Source organism: Sphaerisporangium sp. NPDC004334 (assembly GCF_053602655.1).
This window is the reverse complement of record NZ_JBSGDZ010000073.1, coordinates 1-4,406: the sequence shown is the minus strand read 5'-3', so window position 1 is coordinate 4,406 and position 4,406 is coordinate 1. Positions and strand designations below refer to the sequence as shown.

Sequence of the window (4,406 nt, the reverse complement as noted above, 5' to 3'; positions counted from 1 at the left end):
ACCAGCAGCAGATGCCGCACGCCGTGCACGGCGACCAGATGCCGGGCCATCAGGGCGCCCAGCCCGCCGGTGCCGCCGGTGATCAGCGTGGTCCCGTCGACCGGCCAGGCCGCCACGGGCTCCTCGCCGAGGCGGGCCCGCTCCAGCCGGGGCGCTAAGAGCCGGTCGCCGCGCAACGCGACCTGTGGTTCCCCGCTCCGAAGCACCGCGGCCGCCTCGGCAACCCGGGCAACCTGGGCGGCCTGGGCGGTCGACGCGCCGTCGGATGCAGGGGCGACCTGCGCGCCTTCCAGCGAAACGTCGTCCGGGTCGAGGTCGATCAGGGTGATGCGGCCGGGTTCCTCCGCCTGAGCGGCCCGCACCAGCCCCCACACCGCAGCCTGCGCCGGATCCGGAACCTCGCCGTCGGCCACGGCCACCGCACCCCGGGTCACCACCACCGCCGGCCGCGCGTCCGCCTCGGCCAACCAAGTCTGCAACTCACCCAGCACTTCACCGACGACCCGGCGCACCCGCACCGGAACCGGAACGTCACCCTCCACCGGTCCGCCGCCACCAGCCCCCGCGCCTCGGGCAGCGGATTTCGCTCCCACCGAAGTAGCGACATCCAGCATCGCGACATCCGGCACCCCGGCAGCGGTCTCGGCGGTCTCGGCGGGCCCGCGCTCGTCCAGCGGCCGCCAAGCCACCTCGTACAACCACCGCGTCGAAACCGCGCCGCCCAACTGCTCAGGAGCCAGCGGCCGCGCGGTCAGCGTCTGCACCGAAGCCACCGGCCGACCGGCGGGGTCGGCCAGGTCCAGCCGGGTGACCGCCTCGCCGTCCAGGCGGCGCAGCCGTACGCGCAGCGCGGTGGCGCCGGCGACGTGCAGGGTGACGCCGTTCCAGTTGAACGGAATCAACGGACCGGTCTCCCCGGCATCCTGACCGGCGTCCTGCACGGCCAGCATGCCCACATGCATCGCCGCGTCCAGCAACGCGGGGTGAACGCCATAACCCGCCGGATCAGCGACATCAACCGGCAGCGACACCTCGGCGTATAGGTCATCCTGATCTGCCCAGGCGTGGGTGAGGCCGTGGAAGGCGGGGCCGTAGCCGTAGCCGTGGTCGACCAGGCGGTCGTACAGGCCGGTGGTGTCCATTGGCTCGGCGCCTGGCGGGAGCCAGGCGTGGCGCAGGTCTGCCGCCGCGTCGCCGGGGGCGGCAGGAGTTGGGGTGAGGGTGCCGGTGGCGTGCCGGGTCCACTGCCCGTGGTCGTCTTTGGAGTGGATGGCGATCTGACGTCGGCCGTCTTGGCCTGGTCCGGTCACGGTGACCTGCACCACGACGCTTCCGGTGTCGACGCTGCCGTTGCCGGTGTCGCCGTTGCTGTGCCGGCCGTTGCTGTGCCGGCCGGTGTTGTGGTGGCCGGGGTCGGGGATGGGCAGGGGGGCGTGCAGGGTGAGTTCGTCGATGGTCGGGCAGCCGACCTGGTCTCCGGCGCGCAGAGCCAGTTCCACGAAGGCGGTGCCGGGCAGGATCGGGGTGGCGTTGATGGCGTGGTCCGCCAGCCAGGGCTGAGCGGTGACCGATAACCGGCCGGTCAGGATGGCGCCGCCGTCGGGCTGCTCCACCACTGCTCCCAGGATGGGGTGGTCGGCGGCGGTCTGGCCGAGGGCGGCCAGGTCACCGGCGGCGAGCTGCAGCCAGTAACGGCGATGCTGGAAGGGATAGGTAGGCAGATCCAAGGCGCCGATACGGGCACCGGCCGGTCCGGTCGGCCAAGCGGTCCAGTCCACGGCCGTGCCACGCGTCCACGCCTGACCGAGCCCGGCGACCAGTTGAGCCGTCTCATCCCGGTCGCGGCGCAGCAACGCCACCACCGAGGCAGGTTCTGTGTCCTTGCGGCCACCGTCGACCCGGCGGACCTGGGCGTGGTCGCCGTCCCCACCGCCGGTCCCGCCGAGGTGCCGGCTGCCAGTGTGGTCGTGGTCGTGGTGGGCGAGGGTCTGTTCGATCATCGGGGTGAGCTGGGCGTCCGGGCCCGCCTCGATGTAACAGCCGACCCCGTGTCCGCGCAGGGTGGTGATGGTGTCGGCGAACCGCACCGGCCGCCGCACATGCTCCACCCAGTAGCCGGGCTCGGTGATCTCCTCGCCGGCCAGGTCACCCGACAGGTTGGACACCAGCGGCAACTCCGGGCGACGCAACGTCAACCCGGCCACCACCCGCTCGAACTCGGCCAGCATCGGCTCCATCAACGGCGAGTGGAACGCATGCGACACCCGCAACCGCCGCGTCCGGTACCCCTGCTGCCGCGCCCACTCCACCACCTGCTCCACCTGATCGCAGGCACCCGAGACCACCACCGAACCAGGCGCGTTCACCGCCGCCACCGCCACCCGGCCATACTCGGCCAGCACCGGGGCAAGGACATCCTCGCCGCAGCCGATCGCCGCCATCGCACCACCGGACGGCAACCCCTGCATCAACCGGCCACGAGCAGCCACCAACCGGCACGCATCCGCCAACCCCAACACCCCGGCCACATGCGCCGCAGAGATCTCCCCCAACGAATGCCCCGCCACAAAATCAGGCCGCACCCCAAGCGACTCCAACAACCGGAACAACGCCGTCTCCACCACGAACAACCCGGCCTGAGCGAACACCGTCTGATCCAGCACCCCACCACCAGAACCAGCAGACCCGCCGGTCTGGCCGGCCTCAATGGCCTGGCCGCCCTGGACGGTCTCACCGGTCTGGTCATTCTGAGTGCTCTGGTCGCTCGCGCCGGTCGGGCAACCCTGGCCGCTCTGGGCGGGCCGGCCGATCTCGCCGTTCGGGCTGGTCGCGCCGGTCTGGCCGGTGTGGTCGGTCTGGCCGGTGTGGTCGGTCTGCCTGGTCTGGCTGGTCTGGCTGGTATGACCGAGGATGATCTCTCGCAGGCTCGCACCGCCGGCCAGGCCGGTCACCACGCCGGCAGCGTCGGCGGCGGTGAGTTCGGCCTCCAGCAGTGCGCAAGCTTCATCGAAGGCGCGGGCGAACACCGGGAAAGCCGCATACAACTCCCGGCCCATCCCCAGCCGCTGAGCACCCTGACCAGAGAACACCACCGCGACCCGGCCCGGCCGCACCCGACCCACCACCGCAGCCGACCCCAGCACCCTGGCAGCCACCCCACCGGCCGCCAACCCTGAGGCCGTCAACCCCGAGGCCGTCAAGCCACCGGTCGCCGGCTCACTGGACGCCGATCTTCCGGCCGTCGACCCTGCGGCCGTCAACCCGACGGTCGTCAACGCCGAGGCCGTCAACCCACCGGCCGTCGGTTCGCCTGCGGCCAGGATCCGCAGTCCGGCCAGCAGACCTTCCCGGTCGGCCGCCGGCAGGACCGCCCGGTACTCCATGGCGGCCCGGCGCGTCAGGCCAGCGGCCACCTCCACCAGACTGGCCGCCTCATGCCCGGCGACGAAGTCCGCCAGCCGAGCGGCCTGCGCCCGCAACGCCGCCTGGCTCTTGGCCGACACCACCACGGGCACCGGCAACACCACAGGCACCGACGGCGCGGCCGTGCCTTCCGTTCCAGCCGAAACGGGCGATCCCGCCTCGGCCTGCTCCCTATCCGGCGACCCCTCACTGGCCGGCGCTTCCTCACCAGCAGGTGCGGTCGAACCGGCGCCGATGGCCGACGGCTCCTCAACGGGCGGTTCTTCGAGGATGACGTGGGCGTTGGTGCCGGAGATGCCGAACGAGGACACCCCCGCCCGGCGCGGCCGATCGGCGTCCTTGGGCCAGGGCTGAGGTTCGGTCAGCAGTTCCACCGCCCCGCCCGACCAGTCCACCTTCGACGAGGGCGCGTCCACGTGCAGCGTCTTGGGCAACAACCCGTGCCGCATCGCCAGGATCATCTTGATCACACCGGCCACCCCGGCCGCCGCCTGAGTATGCCCGAGATTGGACTTCACCGACCCCAGCCACAACGGCGACCGCCGACCCTGACCATAAGCCGCCAGCAACGCCTGCGCCTCGATCGGATCACCCAACGCCGTCCCCGTACCATGCGCCTCCACCACATCCACATCACCGGGCACCAACCCGGCAGCCCCCAGCGCCTGAGCGATCACCCGCTCCTGCGAAGGACCGTTGGGGGCGGTCAGCCCGTTGGAAGCACCGTCCTGGTTGACCGCGCTGCCGCGCAGCACCGCCAGCACCCGATGCCCACGACGGCGAGCCTCCGACAACCGCTCCACCACCAAAACCCCGACACCCTCACCCCAACCCACCCCATCAGCCGCCTCGGCGAACGACTTACACCGCCCATCAGCGGCCAGACCCCGCTGCCGCGAGAACTCCACAAACGCATCCGGCGTGGCCATCACCGTCACCCCACCCGCCAGCGCCAGATCACACTCCCCGCTACGCAGCGCCTG

1 protein-coding gene is annotated in these 4,406 nt (G+C 71.8%); it reads right to left on the bottom strand.

Annotated features, from left to right (window positions below):
* On the bottom strand, positions 1-4,406 hold a 4,406-nt coding region (locus ACWEN6_RS40770), incomplete at both ends, for a type I polyketide synthase (protein WP_452577567.1).